Raw genomic sequence first — 22,149 nt, forward strand, 5'->3', positions numbered from 1 at the left:
AACCCCATGCGCCCCCTCCGCCTGCTCCTCCTGACCACCGCCGCGGCCGCCCTGGCCCAGGCCCCGCCCCTCTGGCTGCGCTACCCGGCCATCTCCCCCGACGGCGCGTCGGTGGCCTTCTCCTACCAGGGGGACCTCTACCGCGTGCCCTCCACCGGCGGCGCGGCCACCCCGCTCACCGTGGGCGGCTCGTACAGCTCCCGCCCGGTGTGGAGCCACGACGGCAGGTGGATCGCCTTCGCCTCGGACCGCAGCGGCAACCTGGACGTGTACGTCATGCCCAGCCAGGGCGGCGAGGCCCGGCGCCTCACGCACCATTCCGCGCCGGACCTGCCCTTCGCCTTCACCCCGGACGACCGGGAGATCCTCTTCACCAGCCAGCGGGGCCACTCCGCCCAGAGCCGGCAGTTCCCGGGCCGGTCCTTCCCGGAGACCTGGCTGGTGTCCCGGGAGGACGGCCGCACCCGTCGCCTCACCGACACCACCCTCGAGCACGCCGCCTACGATCCCGCAGGCGCCCGCATCCTGTTCCAGGACGTGAAGGGCTACGAGGACCCCTTCCGCAAGCACCACACCTCCGCCGTCACCCGGGACATCTGGAGCTTCCAGCCCGCCTCCGGCGCGTTCACCCGCCTCACGTCCTTCAAGGGCGAGGACCGCAACCCGGTCTTCGGCTCCGATGGGGACACCTTCTACTACCTCAGCGAGCGCAGCGGTTCCTTCAACGTCTTCCGCGGCTCCGTGGCCCACCCGGACCGGGCCGAGGCCGTGACCCGCTTCAGGACGCACCCGGTGCGCTTCCTCACCGCGGCCCGGGACAACACGCTCTGCTTCGCCTACGACGGGGAGGTCTGGCTCCAGGGCCCGGGGGGGACGCCCCGCAAGCTGGCGGTGACGGTCCAGGTGGACGGCAGGGGCTCCCTGGAGAAGGTGCTGCCCGTGAACGGGGCCATCACCGAGATGAAGGTCTCGCCCACCGGCAAGGAGATCGCCTTCGTGGTGCGCGGGGAGATCTTCGTCACCAGCGCCAACGGCAAGGTCACGCGCCGGATCACCAGCCTTCCCGGCCAGGAGCGCAGCGTCAGCTTCAGTCCCGACGGGCGCTCCCTGGTCTACGCCGCCGAGCGCGGCGGGAGCTGGGACGTCTTCACCAAGCGCATCGTCCGCAAGGAGGAGCCCACCTTCTTCGCCTCCACCCAGCTGGAGGAGAAGGCCGTGGCCGCCACCAAGGCCGACGAGTTCCAGCCCCTGTTCTCGCCGGACGGCAAGGAGGTGGCCTACCTGGAGGAGCGCACCTCCATCAAGGTCACGGAACTGGCCGGCGGCAGGACCCGCACCCTCCTGCCCGAGGGCCGCAACTACTCCTACGCCGACGGGGACCAGGACTTCCAGTGGTCGCCCGACGGCAAGTGGATCGTCTATGCCTGCGACCGGGGCATGGGCTGGCTGCGCGACATCGCCCTGGTGCCCGCCGACGGCTCCGGGCCCGCCCGCAACCTCTCCCACAGCGGCTTCGGCAGCGGCGACCCGCGCTTCGCCCCCGGGGGCGCGATGATCTACTGGACCTCCTCCCGGGAAGGCAGCCTGAACGCCGCCCAGCAGGGCGTCACCCGGGACGTCTTCGGGCTCTTCCTCACCCGCAAGGCCTGGGACCGGTTCAACCTCTCCAAGGAGGACTTCGCCCTGGTGAAGGAGAAGGAGGACGCCGAAGAGAAGGCCAAGGCCAAGGATGCGGCCAAGGACGCGAAGCCCGAACCCGTGGCCATCGAGTGGGACGGCCTGGACGACCGGAAGGCCCGGCTCTCCAGCCACAGCGCGGCCATGGCCGACGCCGAGGTCTCGCGGGCCCTGGACAGGATGTACTACCTGGCGCGGTTCGAGAAGGGCTACGACCTCTGGTCCGTCGACCTCCGCACCCATGAGAGCCGGCTCGTCCTCAAGGTGGGAGCTGAGCGCGCGGCCCTGGAGGCCACGGCCGACGGCAAGGCGCTGTACCTCCTGGCCGACGGGAAGCTGGTGAAGATCGACCCTGAGACCGCCAAGCGCGAGGACCTGCCCGTGGCCTCCGAGCTCATGCAGGACCCCGCCGCCGAGCGCGCCTACATCTTCAACCACGTGTGGCGCCAGGTGGAGAAGAAGTTCTACGTCACCGACCTCCACGGCGTGGACTGGGCGATGTACCGCGAGGCCTACCGCCGCTTCCTGCCTTCCGTTCGCAACAACTACGACTTCCAGGAACTGCTCAGCGAGATGCTGGGCGAACTCAACGCCTCCCACACCGGGGCCCGCTACAACCCGCCCCAGGTGAACACCCCCGTCACGGCCTCCCTGGGCCTGTTCCTGGAGCCCGCCGGCAAGGGGCTGAAGGTGGCCGAGGTCCTGAAGGGCGGCCCCCTGGACCTGGACGCCAGCAGGGTGCGGCCCGGCCACGTGCTCAAGGCCATCGACGGCACCCCCGTGGACAGCCCGGAGGACGTCGCGCGCCTCCTGAACCGCCGCGCGGGCCTGCCGACCCTGCTCGGCTTCGACGACGCGGGCGTTGCCTTCGACGAACCCGTGAAGCCCCTGGCCCCCGCCCGCGAGAACGAACTGCTCTACCTCCGCTGGGTGGAGCGGAACCGCGCCGAGACCGAACGCCTCTCCAGGGGCCGCCTGGGCTACGTGCACGTGCGGAGCATGGACGACTCCAGCATGCGCACCGTGGTGGACGAAGCCCTGGGGCGCCACGGCGCCAAGGAGGCCCTGGTGGTGGACACCCGCTTCAACGGCGGCGGCAACATCCACGAGCAGCTCTCGGACTTCCTGAGCGGAAAGAAGTACTTCGACATCATCCCCCGCGGCCTCCCCTACGGCCACGAGCCCCTGCTCAAGTGGGTCAAGCCCTCCATCGTCCTCATGAGCGAAGGCAACTACTCCGACGCCCACCTCTTCCCCGTGGCCTACAAGCTCAAGGGCCTGGGCAGCACCGTCGGCAAGCCCGTGCCCGGCACCGGCACCTTCGTGTGGTGGGAGCCCCAGATCGACCCCACCCTGGTCTTCGGCATCCCCCAGGGCGGCTGGCGCACCCCCGACGGCAGGTTCTGCGAGAACAACCAGCTGGAACCCGACATCGAGGTGGCCAACGAGCCTGCCGCCATGAACGGCGGCCGGGACCAGCAGCTGGAGGCCGCCGTGGGCGCCCTGCTGGGCCAGCTGGACGCGAAGCGGAAGTAGCGCTTCCGGCTGAATGAAGATATTTAGCCAAACATCTAAATAACCCTATACTGATCCCAGAGGCCGACGATGGAACCCGGTTCCCTGGTATTCAAGGCGCTTGCCGACCCCACCCGGAGGCGGATCCTCGATCTGCTCCGGGAGGGCGACCTCAGCGCCGGGGACCTCGCGGCCGGTTTCGACATCACCAAGGCGAGCATCTCCCACCACCTGAACCTGCTCAAGCAGGCGGGTCTGGTGCGCGTGCGGCGCCAGGGGCAGCACCAGATCTACACCCTGCATACGACGGTCTTCCAGGAGGCGATGCAATGGATGATGAACTTCTTCCCGTGAGCGAGGAGGGGCTCCAGCTGAGGAGGGAATGGCCCAGCTGGGTCCTGCTGGCTGCGGTGTGGGGCTTCAGCCTCTGGGCCGCGCCGCGGCTGCCGGCCCAGGTGGCTGTCCACTGGGGCCTCGATGGCCGGCCCAACGGGTGGGCCTCCCCGCTGCAGGCCGCGCTGCTGCTGCCCGGCCTCCTCACCGTGGTCTACGGCCTGAGCCTGCTCTTCCTGAACGGGCCCTTCGATTTCCGGGCGGCCCGGTCCATGGACCCGGCCCTGGCGCGGCGCGTCCGCCTGCTGCTGGTCCTGTTCCTGGGCGGCCTCCAGGCGCTGACCCTGGGCGGCGCCCTGCGGGGCGGCGCTCCCGGGGCCACGGGGATCCTCGCCCTCCTGGCCCTGTTCTTCATCCTGCTGGGCAACCTCATGCCCCGCCTGGAGCCCAACGCCCTGGTGGGCATCCGCATCCCGCCGACCCTGGAGGACCGCGCGGTGTGGAAGCGCACCCACCGCCTGGGCGGGCGGGTGTTCATGGCCGGCGGGCTGCTGCAGCTGGCGGCGTGCCTGCTGCCTGGCCCAGTGGCGGGTCCGGTGGTCATGGCGCTCATCGGAGCCATGGTCGTGGTGCCCGTGGTGTATGCCTACCGCATCCGCCCGGCCCAGCCGCCCGAAGCCAGGTAGGCGGAGACCCCTCCGCCGGGGTCACCCCCGCCCCAGCCTCAGCGAGTTGCCGATCACCGACAGGCTCGACAGGACCATGGCCCCCGCCGCCAGGATGGGGTTCAGGATCCCCGTGATGGCCAGCGTGATGCCCGCGGCGTTGTAGACGAAGGCCCAGAAGAGGTTCTGCCGGATGATGGCCACCGTCCGCTCGGCCAGGCGGAAGGTTTCGTTGATGCGCAGGAGGCCGCCCCCCAACAGGACGATGGGGGCGGCGTGCATCGCCAGGTCGGCGCCCGAACCCAGGGCGATGCCCAGGTCGGCGGCGGCCAGGGCCGGGGCGTCGTTGACGCCGTCGCCCACCATGGCCACGACGGCGCCCTTGGCCTGCAGGCGCCGCACGGCCTCGGCCTTGTCGGCGGGGGGCACCTCGCCCAGGCACTCGTCCACGCCCAGGCGCTGGCCCATGTGCAGGGTGGTGCTCCGGGCGTCGCCCGATAGGAGGATGGTGCGCACGCCCCGGGCCTTGAGGGCCGCCACGAGGGCGGCGGCCTCCCGGCGCGGGGCGTCGCCGAAGGCCAGGGCCCCGGTGGGCAGGCCGTCCACGGCGCCGAAGACCACGGTGTAGCCCTCGGCCTGCCACACCGAGGCCTGGGCGGTCATCTCCGGCGTGGGTTCGGTCCCCTCCAGCTCCATGAGCCTGCGGTTGCCCACCACCACACGGTGGGGGCCCACCCGGCCCGCCAGGCCGAGGCCGGGCCGGATCTCCAGGCCGGCGGCGTCCTGGGGCGCGAGGCCCTGCTCGCGGGCGTAGGCCACCAGGGCGTGCCCCAGGGGGTGCTCGGAGTAGGATTCCAGGGCAGCGGCCAGGTCCAGGCGCTCCATGGCCGCGCCCCTCACCTTGAAGACGCCTTCGGTCATGGTGCCGGTCTTGTCCAGCACCACGGCGTCCACCTTGCGGAAGGTCTCCAGGACGCCCACGTCCCGGATGAGGATGCCCTTGCGCGAGGCCGCCCCCACGGCGGCGGTGGTGGCCAGCGGAGTGGCGATGCCCAGCGCGCAGGGGCAGGCGATCACCAGCACGGCGATGGCCCGCAGCATGGCCACGGTGGGCCCCAGGTGCAGGGCGAGGCAGCCCGCCAGGGTGCCCAGGGAGATGAGCAGCACCACGGGGATGAAGAGCCGGGAGACCCGGTCCACGGCGCGCTCCAGGGGGCTGCGGTTGGCCAGGGCCCCTTCCACCGACTCGACGATCCGGGCCAGGGAGGAATCCGCGGAGGCGTGGGTGACGCGCACCTCCAGGACGCCCGAGGCGTTGAGGCTGCCGCACACCACCGGGTCCCCGCTTCCGCGGGCCCGCAGCTCGGACTCCCCGGTGATCACCGACTCGTCCACCGAGGAGGCCCCCGCCACCACCACCCCGTCCGCGGGGATGCGCTCCCCGGCCTTCACCAGGAAGACCATGCCGGGCTCGAGGGCCTCGATGGCCACGAAGCGCTCCTCGCCCTCCACCCGGATGCGGGCCTTGCGGGGCAGGAGGCGGTGCAGCATGGCGATGGCCCTGGCGCTGCGTTCCTTGGCGGAGCGCTCCAGGGCCTTGCCCGTGAGCATGAGGGTGACGATGGCGCAGGCGGTGTCGAAGTAGTAGTGGCGCCCCCCCAGGAATGCCTGGGCCGCGCTGTAGGCGAAGGCGGCCAGGACGCCCGTGGAGATGAGCGCCTCCAGCCGCAGGCGCCCCTGCCGGAGCCCGTAGAAGGCCAGACGGTGGATGGGCCAGGCCGAATAGGTCACCGCCGGCAGGGCCAGGCCCATGAGGATGAAGGGCACGGCCCTCCGGGCCCCCTCGGCGATGCCTTCGAAGAACGAGGCGTACACAACCAGGCTGAACAGCATCACGTTCATCCACATGCCGAAGGCGATGCCCAGGCGCAGGAGCATGTCCTGCCATCCCTTCCGGTCCCCCTCGGCCCCGAAGGGCAGGGCCCGGTAGCCCAGGGAAGCCACCCGGTCCGGGATGACCCCCGGCGGAAGGTACTGGGGGCAGTAGCGGATCTTCAGGAGATCGGAGGTGAACAGGACGTCGGCGCTCACCACGCCGTACTCCCGGGCCAGGGCGTGCTCCACCAGCCACCCGCAGGAGGTGCACCACATGCCGTTGATCTGGTACAGCTCCTCCCGGATCTCGGCGTCCTCCGGGATGGGAGGACGGCCCTCGTCGGGGGCGGCGATCAGGCCCAGCTTGAGGCTCTGGAGGTAGACCTCGGTGGTGCGCAGGTCCTGCCCCGCGGCCACGGCCCCGCTCTCCACCAGGATGGCGTACACGTTCATGCACCCGCTGCAGCAGAAGGTCCGGGGGACCTCCAGGAAGGTCCTCGAGCAGGACCCCGTGCCCGCGGGGGTGCCGCAGAGGTCGCAGACCGCCATGGTCAGCGGACGGGAACGGTCTTGCCGTGCTCGTCCAGCATCTCGATGCGCACGTGGGAAACCCGGTTGTAGACGTAGCCCAGGAGGCCGATGAACAGCACGCACACCAGCCCGAAGAACGTCAGGTAGAACCGCCCGGTCCGCTTCTTGTCATCCATGGTCAGTTCCTCTTGGTGGGCATGATGAAGTTCATTTCGGCAGCGTCCGGGGCGCCCCGGTCCGAGGACTGGATCACCACGCGGATGGGGTTGAGCTCCTGGCCGCCGGCGGGGGCGGCGATGTCGAAGGTCCGCTCCAGGGCGGCGCCGGGGGCCAGGGTGAGGGGATTGCGGTCCAGCATCACCCGGGCGCCCGGCAATCCCTCGACCCAGACCCGGATCTCCACCGGCCTGGGGGAGCGGTTGGCGAGGTTCATGCGGACCCGGTTGGCCACGCTGCCGTCGGGCAGCAGGGTGAAGAGGGTCGCGCGGTCCGGGGTGACCCGCATGAGCACCGGCTTGCGCAGGTACAGCGTCAGCCCCAGCGCCGTCAGGTAGGCCGCCATCACGAAGAGGATCACGAAGCGCTTGGGGTCCCTGAAGCCCCAGCGGCGGAACCAGGGCTCCTTCCGGGCGGAGGCCGCGGAGCCGCCCCAGGAGTAGTGGATGAGGCCGGGGTGGCCCACCTTGGCCAGCACCTCGTCGCAGGCGTCGATGCAGTCGCCGCAGTGCACGCACTCGATCTGGTAGGGGCCCTTGCGGATGTCGATGCCCATCTCGCAGACCCGGACGCACTTCTTGCAGTCGATGCAGGCGGAGGTGGGGTCCTGGTAGGCCACCAGGAGGGAGTGGCGGTCCTGGAGCATGCCCTGCATGTAGCCGTAGGGGCACACGGTGGTGCAGAAGGTCTGCTTGACCAGGGTGAAGTCCAGGAAGGTCACGAGGGTGACCGAGGCGCCCATGATGCCGCCCACCGAGGCCAGGTCGAAGCGGAGCAGGCGGTGCAGCAGGTCCCGTGGTTCGATGAAGTAGGCCATGAAGACGAAGGCCAGGAACACCGAGGCCACCGCCAGGACGGCCAGGAAGAGGCCCTTGCCCAGCATCTTCCGGCCCAGGGGTTTCGCCGTCCACCTCTGGGCCAGCTTCATGGCCCAGGCCTCCACGGCGGTGCTCGCCTCGCTGAAGATCATCTGGGGGCAGGCGTAGCCGCAGTACACGCGCCCGTACATGATGGCCACCACCGCGATGACGAACATCAGGAACATCAGGGCGAAGAACAGGATGCTGAACTCGCTGATGAGCACCTCGAAGCCGGCGAAGTAGAACCGCTGCCGGGGGATGTCGAAGCGCATCAGGTTGGAGAAGGGCAGGACCAGGAAGACCAGGAAGCAGATCAGGTGGAACAGCTTCCGGAGGGGACGGTGGCCCCGCCCCGGTGGGGGCAGGGGCTTGCGTTTCTCAGCCAGGAGCCAGTGCCGCGCGGGAGGGACGGCCTCGCTCATCGGCTATAAAGAATTCGTGGATTCGGGGTGGGCACGGCGACGCATTCCTTGTAATGCACAAAACGTTTCATGAGAATGGCCTGGGTGGGGCACCGGGAGGCGCACATGGCGCAGCGGATGCAGGTGCTCTCGTCCTTCAGCATGATCCCGCCCAGTTCGTCCTTCTCCTCCATGGACATGGCCCGGTAGGCCTCGAACGGGATATCGGCACCGGCCTGTTCGAGCTTGAGCCAGGCGTCCTCGTCCTTGAGGCGGCTGAGGCCCACCAGCTTGATGAGGTCCTCGGGGCACACGTCCACGCAGCCGTTGCAGGCGATGCAGGTGGAGGTGTCGAACACGGTGTTGATGTTGCAGCGCAGGCAGCGGGCCCCCTGGCGCCGGGCCATCTCCTCGGGGTAGCTCAGCTCCACGATCTCGGTGGAGGCGGCGCGGATCCCGCTCTCCAGCACCGGGGCGTTGCAGCGCTCCTCGCGGTGCCAGCCTTCGGCCATGGTGTAGACGGCGGGTTCCCAGTGCTTGCGCACCACCACGTCGGTGCGGGTGCCGCGCAGGAAGTCGTGCATGCTGCGCGCGGCGGTGTGGGCCGAGGCGATGGCGTCGATGAAGAGCCGGGCGCCGTGGGCGATGTCGCCGCAGGCGAAGATGTCGGGGGCGGTGGTCTGGTAGGTCTCCTTGTTGACCTTGATGAGGCCGCGCTCGGTCTCGACCCCGTCGGCCTCGGAGAGGAACGTCAGGTCCGAGGTCTGGCCGATGGCGAAGATCACCGTGTCCACCGGGATGTCCTCCAGGGCCGTCTCGTCGAAGGTCGGCGCGAACCGCCGCTCCTCGTTGAAGACCGAGAGGCACTTCACCGTGCGCATGGCCTTGACCTTGCCGTTCTCGACGACGATCTCCTTGGGGCCGCGGCGGTTGTGGAGGCGGATGCCCTCCTCCTCGCCCTCATGGATCTCCACCTTGTCGGCGGGCATCTCCTCGAGGGACTCCAGGCACATGAGGTGGATCTCCTTGTCCCCGGACAGGCGCAGCGCGGACCGCGCCACGTCGTAGGCCACCTTCTCGTCGTGGCCCATGGATTCGCGGACCAGCTCCTCCTCGGTGGCCTCCATGGGCCGCAGGGCGCTGCGCGCCACGTCGTAGGCCACGTTGCCGCCGCCCACCACCATCACGCGCCGGCCCAGTTCCAGCGTCCTGCCGTCGTTGAAGGCGCGCAGGAACTCCATGCCGTCGTAGACGCCCTGGGCGTCGCCTCCGGGCAGGCTGAGCTTGCGCCCGTTGGGGAGCCCCACGCCCAGGAAGATCGCCTTGTAGCCCTGGTCGCGCAGCTGCTGGATGGTGAAGTCGCGGCCCAGCTTCATGTTGCACTTGAGGTCCACGCCCATGGAGACGATGGCCTCGATCTCGTGGTTGACCAGCTCCCGGGGGAGCCGGAAGACCGGGACGCCCGTCATGAGCATGCCGCCGGGCTTGGAATCGGCCTCGAACACGGTGACCTTGTAGCCCACCTGGACCAGGTCGTGGGCCACGGTGAGCCCGGACACGCCGGCCCCGATGACCGCGACCCGCTCGTAGTCGCCCCGGTTGGGGGGCAGCATGCGCTGGTCGCAGCCTTCCCTGTAGCGGGCGTAGTCGCCCGTCTCGGGCCCGAACTTGTCCGTGACGAACCGCTTGAGGGCGCGGATCGCCACGGGCTCGTCCAGGGACCCCCTGCGGCAGTTGGCTTCGCAGGGGGCCCCGCAGACGCGGCCGCAGATGGACGCGAAGGGATTGGTGGCCCGCGCGGCCCGGTAGGCGTCCTCGTACCGGCCTTCGGCGATGGCGGTCACGTAGGCGCATGCGTCGGTGTTGACCGGGCACGCGTATTGGCACTTGACCATCTCCAGCCAGTACTGGGAGTCGTCCGGAACCCTGAGCTGCCAATTCCCCATATCCACGGCTCTAATGCTCCTTGACGGACCGGAAGGTGAACACGGCCATGATGACCACGTAGATCAGGGCCAGGATCGCCACGGCGTACTGCAGGGCCGGGCTGGTCTGGGTGACCTTGTTGAACTGCTGCACGAAGGCGCCGCGGGTGGCGTGGTCCACGTCGCCCATCATCTGGAGGACGATGTAGGCCACGCAGCCCAGGCCGATGATGGGGAAGACCAGCTTGAGGAAGAAGGGGAAGTCGGTGCCCTTCCTCTCCATGATCCAGCCGCCCGCATAGTCCTTCAGTTCTTCCTTCTGCTCACTCATGGGTTCTCCTCTGATCGTCGTCTTCCAGCATGCGGAACTTGATGTCCTCCCCGTCCTTGCCCCAGTAGCCGTCCTTGGCGGTCTTGACGAAGAAGAACACCGCCAGGGCGAACATCAGGAAGAAGAACAGATAGGCGAAATAGACGCTGGGCCAGGTGTAGTCCATGGCTACTTCTCGTAGTCGTTGGCCGGGCGCCAGTCCTTGGCGCGCCCGAGGGTCTGCATGTAGGCCACCAGGGCGGTGAATTCCTTGGGATCGTTGACGATCCATGGGAAGGCCGGCATGATCGAGCCCTTGACGAGGTCGCGGGGATTGCGGAAGTGGGTGCGGTGCCACTGGGTGTCGTAGCGCCCGCCGATGCGCGCGAGGTCGGGACCGGTGCGCTTGGTGCCGAACATGTGCGGGGTGTCGTAGACGAACTCGTCGGGCGTGGAGATGGGGGCGTCGACGCCCTTCCAGCCGTAGCGCTTGGTGTCGGCCAGCAGGGTGCGGATCTGCTGCGTGTGGCAGTACCAGCAGCCTTCCCGCACGTAGATGGCGCGGCCCTGCAGCTGCTGCTCGTTGAGCTTCGCCAGGTGCCCCGTGGGACCCTTGGCGGGATCGGAGTTGGCGAAGGGCTTGCCCCAGCTCTTGTCGACCATGGGCGGCACCACGGTGGTGAGCAGGCCTCCGATGAAGAAGAGGACGAGGGACGCGACGATGGCCCAGACTGCGGAAGTGTCGGCTTTTCTCAGCATGTTCGCTCCTTTCTGGCCGCTACGCGGCCGCCTCGGTTTCGGGTCCGAGGACGGTGGCCATGATGTTGTAGGCGAACATCACGATGCCGACGAAGATCATCACGCCGGAGATGAACCGGACGGTCCAGATGGGCTTGAGGGCCACGACCGTGTCGATGAAGGGGATGGAGACGTTGTTCCACTGCCAGCCCTGCCAGAAGCCGCCGAGCCAGAGGGTGGTGAAGAAGCCCAGGCCGCCGATCATGATCATCCAGTAGCTCCAGTTGGCCAGGGGCACCGAGTGCAGGAGCTTGCCGAACACCCGGGGCGCCGCGTAGTAGGTGCCCGCGATGGCGAAGAAGCTGAAGGCGCCGAGCACCGCCATGTGGGCGTGGCCGGGGATCCAGTCGGTCTTGGAGACGATGGCGTTCACGGTGCGCAGGCTGTGCATGGGGCCCTGGAAGCACGTGAGCAGGTAGAAGACGACGCCGGACATGAGGAACTTCAGCTCGACCTTGTCGCGCAGCTGGTGCCACTGGCCCTTCATCGTGATGATGAGGTTGTAGACCACGGCCCACACGGGGACCAGGAGCATGAGGCTGAAGGCGATGGCGATGGTCTGCAGCCACTGGGAGATGGGTCCGTGGAGCATGTGGTGGGCGCCGGTCCAGACGTAGACGAAGGCCAGGGACCAGAAGCCGACCATGGAGAGCTTGTGGCTGAACAGCGGGGTGTTGGAGGAGCGGGGGATGAAGTAGTAGGCGATGCCCAGGCCCACCGGGGTGAAGATGAGGCCCACGGCGTTGTGCACGTACATCCAGTTCAGGTTGGCCTGGTTCACGCCCGTGGCGAGCAGCGTGGCGAAGTTCCCCGTGAGGTAGACGAAGGCCGTCCAGAGCAGGCAGCCCATGAAGTACCAGATGGACACGTACATGGCCTGGTACTTCCGCTGGAAGATGGTCATGAGGATGTTGGCCGTGAACATGAGCCAGGCCACCACCACCAGGACGCTGATGAACATCTCCAGCTCGCCGTATTCGAAGCCCTTGTTGCGGCCCAGGAGCAGGCTGACCACGGCGCTGAGGATGATGATGTTCCAGAGGATGCCCGTGGCCACGCCCAGCTTCTCGCTCCAGATCTTCACGGCGCAGAGGCGGGGCACGATGTAGAAGGTCAGGCCCATGTCGGCGGCCAGGAGCCAGCCGAAGAGCATGCCGTTGACGTGCAGGGGACGGAGGCGCCCGTAGGTGAGCCAGGACGTGGTGCCCATGAGGTCGGGCCACACGAACTTGGCCGCGATGACGAGGGCGATGATCCCCACGATGAAGAAGTAGCTGATGGAACTCACTACGAACCACTTGACCGTGGTGTCCTCGTGGATGATGGCCCCCGGAGCTGCGCCTCCGGATTCCGCACGGCTAAATTGTTCCTGCATTCTGGCCCCCCTTGGGTTTGGGATTGAGATTCCTGAGGAAGTTCACGAGATCGCCCACATCGTTGTTGCTCATGCCGTAGTCGATCCAGGACGGCATCGCCGTGCCCTGGACGCCGTAGAGGATGGAGTCGAAGAGCCGGGTGTCGTTCACGCTGGCCATGAAGAGGCCGTTGCGCAGGTTCCTCGGCTTGGGGAGGATGTCCAGGGAGTTGGGCCCCTTGCCGTCGCCCTTGCGGCCGTGGCAGCCCGCGCACCGGTTGACGAAGGTGGCTTCGCCTCGGGCGATGGACTCGGGGCCGGAGGCCACCGGGTTGGCGGCGGGCAGGTTCCGGGCCTTGGGCTCCTGGCGGGGCTCCTTGACGAAGGCCGTCTGGATGTAGCCCAGGAGGGCCGTGGCCTGCTTCTCGTCCAGCAGCTTTCCCCAGGCGGGCATGGACGTCCCGTCAACGCCCTTGCTGATGGAGGCCACCAGGCGGCCCATGGGCTTGGAGTTCATGAAGGCGGCCTTGGTGAAGTCCCGGGGGGACGGGTCCAGGTGCTCGGCGATGAGCCCGCGGCCGTCACCCTTTTCCCCGTGGCAGCGCAGGCAGAGCGCCTTGTAGGTGGCTTCGGGGGTGGGCATGGCCGGCACCGCCTTCAGGCCGGACAGGTAGGAGGTCATGGCCTTGAACTCGTCGTCGGTGAACCGGAAGGCCGGCATGATGGAGTCCGGCATGGTGATGCGCGGATTCCTGAAGTGGGAATCCAGCCACGCGGGATCCTTCACGAGTCCCTCGAAGCTGAGGTCGGGAGCGATGGCCCCGTCCTTGGCGCCGAGCTTGTGGCAGGCGGTGCAGGCGCGGTCGAGGACCAGCTGCTCGCCCTGCTTCGCCATCTGGGCGGGGTTGATCTGGACGGGCTTGATGTGGGCCTGGACCAGTTCCGCGCCGCCGGTGGCGCGCAGGCGGTAGCGGTCCATCTCCGTCTCGGAGAAGTTCTTGCCCTTGCGGCTCTTGAGGAAGATGACCAGGGCCTTGATGTCCTGGTCGGAGAGCATGTTGAACTTGGGCATGATGGAAGTGGCCAGCACGGACTTGGGATCCTTGATGCGGGTGTACAGGTAGTCGATCTTGAACTTGCGGCCCACCTCCGTGAGATCGGGGCCGATGGTGCCGTCCGAGAGCCCTTCGATGCGGTGGCAGCCGTAGCAGTTGCTGGCGTAGAAGAGGTCCATGCCCTTGCGCACGGTGGGCGTGCCGGTGAAATGGGCGCCGGTGTGGCACTGGGCGCAGTTGGCCTCCAGGTACTCCTTGCCCCGGAGCATGGGCACGAACTCCTTGCGCCAGTTCTCCTGGACCGCGGCTCCGAGGATGGGGTCGGGCCAGTACTCGTCCTCCCCGTGGGCGTCCTTGGGGCTGAGGCCCCGGCCCTGGCCGTCGTGGCACACGGTGCAGCCGAACTCGCTGAACTTGTGCCGGCGCTCCCACCTGCCGTTCTTCTGGACGTCGCCCATGGCCAGCGAATAGGGGTGGGTCTTGAGGGGCTGCTGGTAGGTCGAGAACCGGGGGTCGTCGGAGGCGATGTGGCAGGTGATGCAGCGGTCCACCCGGGTCTCCCCGAAGTCGGCCACCACGGTCTGCTCGATGCGCGGACCCCGCGCCTCGAGGGAGGCCCTCTCCGCCTCGCCCTTCGCCATGGCCTTGGCCTGGTTGAAATAGGCGATCTGGTGCGCCTCCCACTTGTGGGAGAACTGGTTGTAGAGGATGACCCCGTGGATCACGAGGATCAGGAAGGTTCCGACGGCGAGTGCGAATCTCATGGGTTGGACCTCACCAAGGGGTAACGAAGGCCCAGTTGGGACCGCGGAAGAACGTTCCGATGATGACGAAGATGACGTTCGCCAGGAGGAAGGTCAGGAAGATGGTGTTGGCCAGGAGGCGGTCCTTGGAGAACCACACGCCCACGCCCTTGGGGGAGCGGTCCAGGTAGGGCGTGAGCAGCAGCAGCCCCACGAAGATGCCCGGAACCCCGATGCCGCCCCAGAACGCCGAGTAGGACACCATCTCCTGGAGGCCCAGGAAGTACCAGGGCGCCTTGGCGGGGTTGGGCGGATGCATGACGTTGACAGGCTCCTCCAGCGGCGCGTTGAAGAGCAGCGCGAGCACCAGGATCACCGCGAGGGTCATGACGAACACGAAAAGCTCGGACATGAAGAGGTTCGGCCAGGAGAAGACCGTGTTGTCCGGGATGTTGTTCACCTTGGTCAGGGGCCCGCGCACCAGGCCCTGGAGGCCGTAGGTCTTCTTGCCCTCCAGGAGGGAGGGCTTGGGGTCCGTCATGGCGGCCATCATCTCCATGGGCGGGGTGGGGTCGGCGTCGGCGGGCCGGGAGAGGCCGCCATCCTTGCGGATGCGCCAGAAGTGGATCGCGATGGCCATGGTCAGCACGGCGGGGAGCACGGCCACGTGGAGGACATAGAAGCGCAGCAGCGCCTCCTGGCCCACGGTGGATCCCCCCATGAGCAGGAACTGGATGTCCTTGCCGATGACGGGAGCGTAGCCGGCGATGGCGGTGCCCACGGTGATGGCCCAGAAGGCCAGCTGGTCCCAGGGGAGCAGGTACCCCGTGAAGCTCATGAGCAGGGTCAGCAGCAGCAGGACGACGCCCAGCACCCAGTTGAACTCCCGGGGCTTCTTGTAGGAGCCCGTGAGGAACACCCGGCACAGGTGCATGACCACCACCGCGACCATGCCGTGGGCGGACCAGCGGTGCATGTTGCGAAGGATGGTCCCGAAGGCGACGGATCCGCGCAGGTCAAGCATCCGGTCGTAGGCCTGGGTCGTGCTGGGGACGTAGTAGAACATCAGGAGGATCCCGGTGATGACCAGGATCACGAAGAGGAAGAACGAGACCAGGCCGAGGCCCAGGGTATAGAGGGGCCGAAGGGTGTTCTTGTGCACCTTCACCGGGTGGATGTGCAGGAAGAAGTTGGTGAAGCTGGTGCTGGAACGTTCCAGGTCGTTGGTGGGCAGGGGATTGCGGAAGATCGACTTCCACACGTTCCCCGGCAGTTCCTTCACCGCGGTCAGGAGGGAGGGGCTTGCCGTCTCTTTGCTCATAGGGTCAGGTAGCTCCCGGGGGTGATCTCGGTGTCCTTGTCCACTTCGATCTCGCCGTTGGGGGCCAGCGTGATCTTGTACCAGGGAAGCGCGCGCGGGGCGGGGCCGCCGGTGACCGTGCCGTCGGAATCGAACCGCGATCCGTGGCAGGGGCAGGCGAAGCCCGTGTCGGCCAGGCCCACGATGCAGCCCAGGTGGGTGCAGGTGGTGCTCAGGGCCGCGAGCTTGTTGCCTTCGCGCACGACGCAGATGCGACGGGCCTCCAGGGCGATGCGGGTGCCCGCCGGAAAGTCGTCGGGCTTGCCGATGCTGAACCGCTGCGGCTGGCCGTAGGTGGCCCTGGGCTTGATGAACACGAAGTTGGAGACGGCGCTCAGGACGCCCGAGCCGACCAGGCCCGTGCCGGTGATCCAGGCCAGCATCCTCCGGCGCGAAACCGCCACCTGGGTGCCTCCCCCGCTACTTCTTTTCAGATTGACTGCCATCAACAGCCTCCCTAGTTGAATCCGTGGAATCTTTCCTGTCCGACCAGAAGACCTGGTATTTCGCGTCCTCGATGTCCTTGAACCAGCCGCGCTTGACCGCGAAGACGAAGAGGAAGGCCGCGGCGAGTCCCATCGCGAGGCTCGCGGCGATGGAGATCCACGTCATTTCCATGGCGTGCCTCCCCGCGGGAAAGGTGACCCCGCGGTGAAGGTTGCGGCGTATCCGGTCAGGGACCAGCACTCCATCAGTAACCTCACGATTGCGATGTCCTATCCTGCGTGAAACGTCTGCTAGTTCACAAGACCCTTTTGTCATATTTGTGATGTTTTTGGTAACGTTTTATATAAGTCGTGTTATTAGAATAAATAAAAATTCAAAATCTACCTCAGAATCGTCCGATTTTGAGGCTGTTTTTATCTTTGAGACTCATTTTCAGTTCCGTTTCCGGGCGATCCGATATCCGACCAGATTGCCTGATTACTTGACTTGGATTCCATGCCTGGGATGCGCGCGCGCAGGCCTCCGGCGGGCCGGGTCCTTCGCCGCGGCAGACCTGGTTCGGGCCGGCCGGATTGGCGGAATCGCATCGGCCAAGCCGGCCGGCTTGCGGTGCGATTCGAAGGGATTCGACGAGGCCTGCGCTAGACGAGGCCGACCGCCGCGGAGGCGCTGTGCATGCGCTGGTGGGCCACCACGTGCCCCTGCGGCCCGAGGGCCAGCGAGTCGAAGTGGACCTGGTCCAGGTGGCGTTCGAGGACGCTGGTGGCGCCCACCCACACGGACTGCACCGGGCAGCTGTGGGAGAGGGGGCAGCCCTTGTCGGCGTCGGCGCAGTGGTTGAGGGCCATGCCGCCCTCCATGGCCTGCACCACGTCCAGCAGCGAGATCTCGCCGGCGGGCCTGGCCAGGCGGATGCCGCCCGAGGAGCCCCGGGCCGAAACGAGGATGCCCCGGGTCACCAGGGGCTTGATGAGGCGCCGCACGAAGGGCATGGGCAGGGCCCTGGATTCCGAGATCTCCGCGATGGACACCTGCGCCCCCTTCTCGAGGCAAGCCAGGTGCAGCACCACCCGCACGGCGTAATCGGTCTGTCGCGAAATCCCGAGCATGGGCCACCAGGAGGAAGATAGTGCGGGAAAACCAGACATCCGCCCCCGGCCGGGGGCGGAAAGAACACGGCATCAGTATCCAACGGAACCCTGCCGGGAACCTTGATCTTCGTCACTTGCTCCCCCAGAATCCGGGTAGGGCCCGTCTGGAGACGCGGACCAACCCAGGAGATCCCGTGAACATCCCCGGCCACTACCAGCGGTTCTACCGCACCCAGCTGCGCTTCGCCCTGATCATGATCGTGGTGGCCCTCCTGGCCGGGATCTCCTTCCAGGAGTCCGGCCGGAAGGTCCTCATCTCCCCAGAAGTTCCCGCCGGGGCCCACCTGGAGTTCCTCCTCACCCTGGCGCTGGTCCATGGGCATGCCTTCCTGGTGGGGGTCCTCCTGCCCCTCGCCTTCGCCTGGATGCTTCACCTGTCGCTCGCTTTGGGGGCGGGAACGGTCTCCAAGCGCTCCCTCGATTGGACGTCCGCCCTGTACCTCCCCGGCGCCGTGCTCACCGTCGGGCTCATGCTGGTCAAGGGCTACCACTTCGTGCTGGGCGTCCGGCACGGAGCACATGATTTCGCCTTGCTGAATGATCGATTCATGTCTTCAAGCCACGCCCTGCGGGCCGGCGCCTACGGCCTCGCCCATGGCCTGATGGGCCTGGCCCTGGGGATCCTCCTGGTGGCGCTGTGGAGGAACCTGGGAAAAACCCAAGCTTAGAGCCTGTGAAAAAGCAGGCAGAACAAAAAGATTGTTCCCATTTCTCCGATTAATTAAAATAGTTCTGACCAACCCTAGCTCTCGAGGAGGGAAGGTTCCCGCGACCGGGGTCAGGGCAAGTCTGCCGAACTGGCGTGAAGGGTCCGTACCGCGCGTCCCCACGAAAGGAATCCATGAGCTACTCCAAGACGTTCCTCCTCGCCGCCGCATCCGTGGCCACCCTCGCGGTGCGCGCGGACCTGACGCCTGAAGTGGAAGCCAAGTTCCTGAAAGCCATCATCGCCTCCAGCGGCACCAACAAGATCGCCTGCGAGGACGCCGCCCTGAAGACCGCCCTGGAGGCCCAGGGGATCGTGGTGGATTCCTCGGCTCAAATCTGCTGGGTGACCAATCCCAACATCGCCAAGACCATGAAGCAGTTCGGACGCCTGGTCATCACGAACCGGCGGGACCTGGCCACCAGCGCCTCCGTCCTCATCGTGGAGGACGGCGGCCGGCCCAAGCTCATCCTGAACACCGCCAATCTGAAGGCGGCCAAGGTCCAGCTGAGCGATGCCGTCCTGAAGATCGCCGAGAAGATCTGAGTCACAATCCAGAGCATATGCGTCGGATATAGGACCGGTCCGGTTATGCTTGGACCCGAGGTCGTTTCCTTGGAGATGTCACCATGCCAACCCCTTCCCTGAGGCTGCCATCCGGCGCCTGCGCTGCGCTGGCTGCCTGCGCGATCCTTCTCACCGGCTGCGACCGGGACCAGGTGAGCCGCTCGGCCCCGGTTCCCGCCGCGCCCGCTTCGCCAATGCCCGCCGCGACACCGAGCGGCATGCCCCCGGGGATGTCCGGGGACGTGGCCCCACCGCCGGCGCCCGCCAGCCCCCTCCACTGGACCCTTCCCAAGGGCTGGACCGAGACCCCGGGCAGCGGCATGCGCTTCGCGACCCTCAACCCGCCCGGCCCGGGCAAGATCGAGCTGTCCGTCGTGTGCCTTCCGGGCCAGGCGGGGGGTGAACTGGCCAACGTGAACCGCTGGCGCGGGCAGATCGGCCTGGAACCCCTGGACGAGAAGGCCCTGGCGGCCTCCCGCCAGACCGTCAAGAGCAAGGCCGGCGCGGTGGCGGTCTTCGACTTCGCCAGCCAGGGGCAGGCCCAGACCCGTATGATCACGGGCTCCCTCACCACCAAGGACGGCAGCACCTGGTTCCTCAAGCTCGTGGGCGACGCGGCACCCGTGGCCAAGGCCAAGCCCGACTTCATGCGCTACCTGGAGACCCTCCACCTTGATTAAGACATACGCCCTCCGCTTCTGGAACGGCCTGGCGTCCATGCAGGTCACCATCGTCTCCCTGGTGCTCCTGATGGCCCTGGTCGTGCTCTGCACCCTGGCCCAGACCGACCTGGGAACCTTCGGCGCCGTCAAGGTGTACATGCGTTCCTTCCTGGTCTGGCGCTACTTCCCGGGACTGCCCTTCCCCCTGCCCATCTTCCCGGGCGGAGCCCTGGTGGGCCTGGTGCTCCTGTTCAACCTCTCCGTGGCGGGCTTCAAGCGCCTGGAGCCCAACTGGTCGAAGTGCGGGCTCTGGCTGGCCCACGGCGGCCTGATCCTCCTGGTGGCCGGGGAGTTCTCCACCGGCGCCTTCCAGGTGGAGACGAACATGTCCATCGAGACCGGTCAGACCGTGAACTGGCTGGAGAGCCCCCGGGACTTCGAGCTGACCGTCACCGACGTCACCGATCCCGGGCAGCCCCAGGCCTACGGGGTGCCGGAGAGCCTCCTGGCCAAGGGCCGGGACGTGGCCCTGCCCGGCACGCCCCTGACCATCCGGGTGAAGAAGTTCTTCCCCAACGCGAACCTGACCCGCCTGGGCCCGGGCGATCCCCCGCCCCTGGCCACCCAGGGCGTCGGCACGGGCGTCAAGGTCACCGAGGCGCCCCTGGCCGCCACGGAGACCGAGGTCAACATGGTCACCGCCGTCGTCGAGCCCATGGCCGGTGGGCACAGCTACGGCACCTGGCTGGCCTCCAACGGCATCGGCGCGCCCCAGAGCTTCATCCACGAAGGGCGCACCTACACCCTGGGCATCCACAACCGGCGCTACTACCTGCCCTACTCCATCACGCTCAAGAAGTTCAGCCACGACCTCTACCCCGGAACCCAGATCCCGAAGAACTTCTCCAGCCTGGTCCACATTTCCGATCCCGCCCGGGGCGAGGAGCGGGACGTGCTCATCTCCATGAACCAGCCCCTGCGCTACGACGGCCGGGCCTTCTACCAGGCCAGCTTCGGCAAGGGGGACCAGCTGAGCATCCTCCAGGTCGTCAGGAACCCCGGGTGGCTGCTCCCCTACATCTCCTGCACGCTCATCACCCTGGGCCTGCTCATCCACTTCGGGATCACCCTCCGGCGCTCCACGAAAAAGCGCAATGAAACCCAGGAGGTGACGGCATGAACCTCAACCGCCTCGCCAAGTGGCTGCCCGCGGTCCTCACCCTCGCGGCCGCCCTTTTCGTCATGATGCCGCCGCGCCCCGTGCGCGGCATGGAGATCGAGAAGTTCTGCCGCATGCCGGTGCTCGAGGGCGGTCGCGTCAAGCCCCTGGACTCGGTGGCGCGCAACGCCATCCTGGTCATCCAGGAGCGGCAGACCATCCGCTTCGAGAACCGCACGCTCAGCCCCGACGAGTGGATCCTGGACGTCATGTTCCGCCCCGCCGTGGCCGACCAGCAGCCCATCTTCAGCATCGACGATCCCGACGTGCTGGGTCTCATGGGCATGGCCCAGAGCAACCAGCGGCGCTTCAGCTTCGCCACCCTCGGCCCCCACCTCGACGAGATCGTCAAGCAGGCCCAGACCGCCATGGGCATCGAGGCCATCAAGCGCTCCCGCTTCCAGGCCGCGGTGGTCAAGCTCTACGGCCGGCTCGAGAAGTACCACGGCCTGCGCAACTCCATGCAGCTCATGGACACCCCGGGGCTCTTCATGGAGCTCCAGACGCTCCAGACCCCCGACGCCCCGGCGCGCCACAGGGCCCTTGCGGAGCTGGCGCAGTTCAAGCCCCTGGCCCCCCTGGCCGGGCAGGATCCCGACGCGTGGATTTCCGTGGGCACGGCCCTGGACAACGCCGCCGCCGGCTCCATGCACCCCGCCCTGGTGCCCCTGGCCCGGGCCGGCGCCGCCTACACGGTGGGCGACGCGGCCTCGTTCAACGCCGCCACCGACGACCTCAAGCGCCAGGTGAGCGCCGCCCGCCCCGAGGCCCTCAGCCGCGCGGGCTCCGAGCTGCTCTTCAACCGGGTGGAGCCCTTCTACATCGGCATGGTCTTCTACCTCCTGGCGCTGGGCGGGATCTTCTTCTCCTGGCTGGGCCGGCGGGAGTTCTTCCAGGAGGGGGCCTTCTCCTTCCTGTGGGGCGCCGCCATCATCCACACCCTGGGCCTGGCCTCCCGCATCATCCTGCAGGGCCGTCCCCCGGTCACCAACCTCTACTCCTCGGCCGTGTTCGTGGGCTGGGGCGCGGTGATCCTGGCCATCGTCCTGGAGCGGATGTACCGCCGGGGCTTCGCCACCGCGGTGGGCGCGGCCTCCGGCTTCGTCTCGCTGATCATCGCCCACCACCTCGCCATGGAAGGCGACACCATGGAGATGATGCGCGCCGTGCTGGACTCCAACTTCTGGCTGGCCACGCACGTGGTGACCATCACCATCGGCTACAGCGCCACCTTCCTGGCCGGCGCCATCGCCATCGCCTTCACCCTGCGCAAGCTCTTCGGCAGGAACCGCGACGAGGCCACCACCAAGGTCCTGGTGGACATGACCTACGGCATCATCTGCTTCGCCCTGCTCTTCAGCTTCGTGGGCACGGTGCTGGGCGGGATCTGGGCCGACCAGTCCTGGGGCCGGTTCTGGGGCTGGGATCCCAAGGAGAACGGCGCGCTTCTGATCGTGCTGTGGAACGCCGTCATCCTCCACGCGCGCTGGGCCGGCTACATCAAGGAGAAGGGCCTCATGGCCTGCGCCATCTTCGGCAACATCATCACCAGCCTCTCCTGGTTCGGGGTGAACATGCTGGGCGTGGGGCTCCACTCCTACGGGTTCACCGACGCGGCCTTCCTGTGGCTGTTCCTGTTCATCGGAAGCCAGCTGGTGCTGATCGGGATGTGCCTGCTGCCGGATACCTTCCACGTGGGCGCCAAGGCCTGACCCCATCCTTTCGCTTGTGCCGGAACGGGACTTTCAGGAAGCTTGAACCTAGAGCCTTCCTGGGAGT

At 67.5% G+C, this 22,149-nt stretch carries 21 protein-coding genes; 8 read left to right on the plus strand and 13 right to left on the minus strand.

What is annotated here, in order from left to right; genetic code table 11:
• Positions 1-6: 6 nt before the first annotated feature.
• The 3 genes from ACZ5MC_RS20775 to ACZ5MC_RS20785 all read left to right on the plus strand — a co-directional run bounded on the left by ACZ5MC_RS20775 (position 7) and on the right by ACZ5MC_RS20785 (position 4,211).
• On the plus strand, positions 7-3,213 hold the full coding sequence (locus ACZ5MC_RS20775) for a S41 family peptidase (protein ID WP_464516683.1): 3,207 nt from the start codon (positions 7-9) through the stop codon (positions 3,211-3,213).
• A gap of 69 nt (positions 3,214-3,282) precedes the next feature.
• Entirely contained in the window at positions 3,283-3,546 is a 264-nt protein-coding gene (locus ACZ5MC_RS20780) for an autorepressor SdpR family transcription factor (protein ID WP_306597813.1), read from the plus strand.
• Positions 3,522-4,211, plus strand: coding sequence for an SdpI family protein (locus tag ACZ5MC_RS20785; RefSeq protein ID WP_306597814.1), 690 nt, complete (start codon positions 3,522-3,524; stop codon positions 4,209-4,211). The genes ACZ5MC_RS20780 and ACZ5MC_RS20785 overlap by 25 nt, the downstream gene beginning before the upstream one ends.
• Before the next feature lie 21 nt (positions 4,212-4,232).
• Here ACZ5MC_RS20785 and ACZ5MC_RS20790 read toward each other — a convergent pair whose 3' ends face one another.
• The 13 genes from ACZ5MC_RS20790 to ACZ5MC_RS20850 all read right to left on the minus strand — a co-directional run bounded on the left by ACZ5MC_RS20790 (position 4,233) and on the right by ACZ5MC_RS20850 (position 17,174).
• On the minus strand, positions 4,233-6,614 hold the full coding sequence (locus tag ACZ5MC_RS20790; RefSeq protein ID WP_464516684.1) for a heavy metal translocating P-type ATPase: 2,382 nt from the start codon (positions 6,612-6,614) through the stop codon (positions 4,233-4,235).
• A gap of 2 nt (positions 6,615-6,616) precedes the next feature.
• Positions 6,617-6,772, minus strand: a complete 156-nt coding sequence (locus ACZ5MC_RS20795; RefSeq protein ID WP_306597816.1) for a hypothetical protein — start codon at positions 6,770-6,772, stop codon at positions 6,617-6,619.
• Positions 6,773-6,774: 2 nt separating this feature from the next.
• Positions 6,775-8,094, minus strand: a complete 1,320-nt coding sequence (locus tag ACZ5MC_RS20800; protein WP_464516685.1) for a 4Fe-4S dicluster domain-containing protein — start codon at positions 8,092-8,094, stop codon at positions 6,775-6,777.
• Positions 8,091-10,019: an FAD-dependent oxidoreductase gene (locus ACZ5MC_RS20805; protein ID WP_306602297.1), complete on the minus strand. Its 1,929-nt coding sequence runs from the start codon at positions 10,017-10,019 to the stop codon at positions 8,091-8,093. The genes ACZ5MC_RS20800 and ACZ5MC_RS20805 overlap by 4 nt, the downstream gene beginning before the upstream one ends.
• Positions 10,020-10,029: 10 nt before the next feature.
• Positions 10,030-10,329: a hypothetical protein gene (locus ACZ5MC_RS20810; protein ID WP_306597818.1), complete on the minus strand. Its 300-nt coding sequence runs from the start codon at positions 10,327-10,329 to the stop codon at positions 10,030-10,032.
• Positions 10,322-10,495 carry a hypothetical protein gene (locus tag ACZ5MC_RS20815; protein WP_306597819.1) on the minus strand — a complete coding sequence of 58 codons (174 nt, stop codon included), beginning with the start codon at positions 10,493-10,495 and terminating at the stop codon, positions 10,322-10,324. The genes ACZ5MC_RS20810 and ACZ5MC_RS20815 overlap by 8 nt, the downstream gene beginning before the upstream one ends.
• Before the next feature lie 2 nt (positions 10,496-10,497).
• Positions 10,498-11,067: a cbb3-type cytochrome c oxidase subunit II gene (locus tag ACZ5MC_RS20820; RefSeq protein WP_306597820.1), complete on the minus strand. Its 570-nt coding sequence runs from the start codon at positions 11,065-11,067 to the stop codon at positions 10,498-10,500.
• Positions 11,068-11,086: 19 nt separating this feature from the next.
• Positions 11,087-12,481 (minus strand): cbb3-type cytochrome c oxidase subunit I, encoded by a 1,395-nt coding sequence (locus tag ACZ5MC_RS20825; RefSeq protein ID WP_306597821.1) that lies wholly within the window; start codon positions 12,479-12,481, stop codon positions 11,087-11,089.
• On the minus strand, positions 12,465-14,279 hold the full coding sequence (locus tag ACZ5MC_RS20830) for a c-type cytochrome (RefSeq protein ID WP_464516686.1): 1,815 nt from the start codon (positions 14,277-14,279) through the stop codon (positions 12,465-12,467). Before ACZ5MC_RS20830 ends, ACZ5MC_RS20825 begins: the two co-directional genes overlap by 17 nt.
• 10 nt (positions 14,280-14,289) lie before the next feature.
• Positions 14,290-15,579, minus strand: a complete 1,290-nt coding sequence (locus tag ACZ5MC_RS20835) for a cytochrome b N-terminal domain-containing protein (protein ID WP_306597823.1) — start codon at positions 15,577-15,579, stop codon at positions 14,290-14,292.
• Positions 15,576-16,022 carry a QcrA and Rieske domain-containing protein gene (locus tag ACZ5MC_RS20840; RefSeq protein WP_306597824.1) on the minus strand — a complete coding sequence of 149 codons (447 nt, stop codon included), beginning with the start codon at positions 16,020-16,022 and terminating at the stop codon, positions 15,576-15,578. The genes ACZ5MC_RS20835 and ACZ5MC_RS20840 overlap by 4 nt, the downstream gene beginning before the upstream one ends.
• Positions 16,023-16,038: 16 nt before the next feature.
• Positions 16,039-16,236, minus strand: coding sequence for a hypothetical protein (locus ACZ5MC_RS20845; protein ID WP_306597825.1), 198 nt, complete (start codon positions 16,234-16,236; stop codon positions 16,039-16,041).
• 470 nt (positions 16,237-16,706) lie between these two features.
• Positions 16,707-17,174, minus strand: coding sequence for an RrF2 family transcriptional regulator (locus ACZ5MC_RS20850; protein WP_306597826.1), 468 nt, complete (start codon positions 17,172-17,174; stop codon positions 16,707-16,709).
• Between the two features lie 176 nt (positions 17,175-17,350).
• On the opposite strand from ACZ5MC_RS20850, the gene ACZ5MC_RS20855 reads away from it, so the two are divergent.
• The 5 genes from ACZ5MC_RS20855 (at position 17,351) to ACZ5MC_RS20875 (ending at position 22,082) form a co-directional block, all read left to right on the plus strand.
• The gene (locus ACZ5MC_RS20855) at positions 17,351-17,884 is read left to right on the plus strand and encodes a hypothetical protein (protein ID WP_464516687.1); all 534 of its coding nucleotides are present in this window, start codon (positions 17,351-17,353) and stop codon (positions 17,882-17,884) included.
• A gap of 173 nt (positions 17,885-18,057) precedes the next feature.
• Positions 18,058-18,468 carry a hypothetical protein gene (locus tag ACZ5MC_RS20860; protein WP_464516688.1) on the plus strand — a complete coding sequence of 137 codons (411 nt, stop codon included), beginning with the start codon at positions 18,058-18,060 and terminating at the stop codon, positions 18,466-18,468.
• A gap of 83 nt (positions 18,469-18,551) precedes the next feature.
• Complete coding sequence (locus tag ACZ5MC_RS20865) at positions 18,552-19,169, plus strand: hypothetical protein (protein WP_464516689.1); 618 nt, start codon at positions 18,552-18,554, stop codon at positions 19,167-19,169.
• Complete coding sequence (locus tag ACZ5MC_RS20870) at positions 19,162-20,331, plus strand: cytochrome c biogenesis ResB family protein (protein ID WP_464516690.1); 1,170 nt, start codon at positions 19,162-19,164, stop codon at positions 20,329-20,331. Before ACZ5MC_RS20865 ends, ACZ5MC_RS20870 begins: the two co-directional genes overlap by 8 nt.
• Positions 20,328-22,082, plus strand: a complete 1,755-nt coding sequence (locus ACZ5MC_RS20875) for a cytochrome c biogenesis protein (RefSeq protein WP_464516691.1) — start codon at positions 20,328-20,330, stop codon at positions 22,080-22,082. Before ACZ5MC_RS20870 ends, ACZ5MC_RS20875 begins: the two co-directional genes overlap by 4 nt.
• The last annotated feature ends 67 nt before the right edge of the window (positions 22,083-22,149 follow it).

The sequence above is a fragment of the Mesoterricola sp. JemC181 genome (assembly GCF_055384585.1).

Coding starts and splice junctions, on each gene's coding strand:
- ACZ5MC_RS20815 (WP_306597819.1), bottom strand. CDS start 10,495: ATGGACTACACCTGGCCCAGCGTCTATTTCGCCTATCTGTTCTTCTTC.
- ACZ5MC_RS20830 (WP_464516686.1), bottom strand. CDS start 14,279: ATGAGATTCGCACTCGCCGTCGGAACCTTCCTGATCCTCGTGATCCAC.
- ACZ5MC_RS20860 (WP_464516688.1), top strand. CDS start 18,058: ATGAGCTACTCCAAGACGTTCCTCCTCGCCGCCGCATCCGTGGCCACC.
- ACZ5MC_RS20845 (WP_306597825.1), bottom strand. CDS start 16,236: ATGGAAATGACGTGGATCTCCATCGCCGCGAGCCTCGCGATGGGACTC.
- ACZ5MC_RS20820 (WP_306597820.1), bottom strand. CDS start 11,067: ATGCTGAGAAAAGCCGACACTTCCGCAGTCTGGGCCATCGTCGCGTCC.
- ACZ5MC_RS20800 (WP_464516685.1), bottom strand. CDS start 8,094: ATGAGCGAGGCCGTCCCTCCCGCGCGGCACTGGCTCCTGGCTGAGAAA.
- ACZ5MC_RS20835 (WP_306597823.1), bottom strand. CDS start 15,579: ATGAGCAAAGAGACGGCAAGCCCCTCCCTCCTGACCGCGGTGAAGGAA.
- ACZ5MC_RS20790 (WP_464516684.1), bottom strand. CDS start 6,614: ATGGCGGTCTGCGACCTCTGCGGCACCCCCGCGGGCACGGGGTCCTGC.
- ACZ5MC_RS20795 (WP_306597816.1), bottom strand. CDS start 6,772: ATGGATGACAAGAAGCGGACCGGGCGGTTCTACCTGACGTTCTTCGGG.
- ACZ5MC_RS20865 (WP_464516689.1), top strand. CDS start 18,552: ATGCCAACCCCTTCCCTGAGGCTGCCATCCGGCGCCTGCGCTGCGCTG.
- ACZ5MC_RS20785 (WP_306597814.1), top strand. CDS start 3,522: ATGGATGATGAACTTCTTCCCGTGAGCGAGGAGGGGCTCCAGCTGAGG.
- ACZ5MC_RS20850 (WP_306597826.1), bottom strand. CDS start 17,174: ATGCTCGGGATTTCGCGACAGACCGATTACGCCGTGCGGGTGGTGCTG.
- ACZ5MC_RS20810 (WP_306597818.1), bottom strand. CDS start 10,329: ATGAGTGAGCAGAAGGAAGAACTGAAGGACTATGCGGGCGGCTGGATC.
- ACZ5MC_RS20825 (WP_306597821.1), bottom strand. CDS start 12,481: ATGCAGGAACAATTTAGCCGTGCGGAATCCGGAGGCGCAGCTCCGGGG.
- ACZ5MC_RS20780 (WP_306597813.1), top strand. CDS start 3,283: ATGGAACCCGGTTCCCTGGTATTCAAGGCGCTTGCCGACCCCACCCGG.
- ACZ5MC_RS20875 (WP_464516691.1), top strand. CDS start 20,328: ATGAACCTCAACCGCCTCGCCAAGTGGCTGCCCGCGGTCCTCACCCTC.
- ACZ5MC_RS20775 (WP_464516683.1), top strand. CDS start 7: ATGCGCCCCCTCCGCCTGCTCCTCCTGACCACCGCCGCGGCCGCCCTG.
- ACZ5MC_RS20805 (WP_306602297.1), bottom strand. CDS start 10,019: ATGGGGAATTGGCAGCTCAGGGTTCCGGACGACTCCCAGTACTGGCTG.